Source organism: Variovorax sp. F042 (assembly GCF_057814215.1).
The window spans coordinates 1-1,320 of the sequence record NZ_JBVASX010000033.1 but is presented as its reverse complement, the minus strand read 5'-3'; the positions used below and the strand labels follow the sequence as shown (position 1 = coordinate 1,320).

The following is a 1,320-nucleotide window of genomic DNA, read 5'->3' as shown; positions in this document are numbered from 1 at the left end:
TAGCAGGCTGCTGAAATACCTCACCGGATGGTCCCGCGAAAGTGGACCTGAGGCGTTGTCTTAGCAGACTCACAAAACCTGCTCCGATGCGCGGCCCTGACACATTCACCGAAGGCTTGTTCACCATGAGACGGCTGGACGACTTCGTTCCTGCCGACCATCCGCTGCGCCGCATCCGGGTGATGGTCAACGAGGCGCTGGCCAAGATGGACGAGTTGTTCTCTCGGATGTACGAGGCCGACGTCAAGGGCGGGCGCCCGAGCATCGCGCCGGAGAAGCTGCTTCGCGCGATGCTGTTGCAGATCCTGTTCAGCATCCGCTCGGAGCGCCAGCTCATGGAGCAGACGCAATACAACATGTTGTTTCGCTGGTTCATCGGCTTGGCGATGGACGACGCGGTGTGGGTGCCGACGGTGTTCACGAAGAACCGCCAGCGCCTGATCGAGCACGATGCGGTGGTCGCCTTCTTCAACGAAGTGCTGGAGACGGCAGAGAACAAGAACTTGTTGTCGGGTGAGCACTTCAGCGTCGACGGCACGTTGATTCAGGCCTGGGCAGGACACAAGAGCTTCGTTCGCAAGGATGGTGACGACGATGCCGGCAGCGGCGGGGACTTCAAGGGGCAGCAACGCAGCAATGAAACGCACGAGTCGAAGACGGATCCCGATTCGAAGCTGTACCGCAAGGGCAAGACGGCCAGCGAGCTGCGCTACATGGGTCACACGCTCACCGACAACCGTCACGGCCTGGTCGTCAACGCGATGGTCACGCAGGCCGACGGCTTTGCCGAACGGGAAGCGGCCAAGGTCATGATCAGGGACGCGCGCCAAGCCACCGCGAGTGCGGATACCGAGGTCACGCTGGGCGCCGACAAGGGCTACGACGCGGCCGAGTTCATCGAGGCGCTGCATTGCATGAAGGTAACGCCGCACGTCGCGCAGAACAAAGCGGGGCGTCGTTCGGCGGTGGCCGACGAGATCGCCCGGAGCGAGGGCTATGCGATCTCGCAGCGCAAGCGAAAGCTCATCGAGCAGGGCTTCGGTTGGGCCAAGTTCGTTGGCCCCATCCGACAGGTGATGGTGCGCGGCATCAAGAAAGTCGACCAGTTGTTCGTACTGACGATGGCCGCCTACAACCTCGTGCGCATGCGGACCTTGGCAGAAGTCCGTCCGCTGGCCCGGTAGAGGGTCAGAGAGAGCCGAAGAAGCGTCCTCGAAGCGGGAAAACAGCGCCGACAGCGACCCTGGAACGTCGAAATCACACAACCGCCGCCTTCAGTGCGCAGGATGGCTTCGGCGCGCCTGGTATTTCAGCAGCCTG

At 62.2% G+C, this 1,320-nt stretch carries 1 protein-coding gene; it reads left to right on the top strand.

What is annotated here, in order from left to right; translation table 11 throughout:
* The first annotated feature begins 86 nt into the window (after window positions 1-86).
* Window positions 87-1,184 (top strand): IS5 family transposase, encoded by a 1,098-nt coding sequence (locus ACZYSP_RS35260; protein ID WP_489019185.1) that lies wholly within the window; start codon window positions 87-89, stop codon window positions 1,182-1,184.
* The last annotated feature ends 136 nt before the right edge of the window (window positions 1,185-1,320 follow it).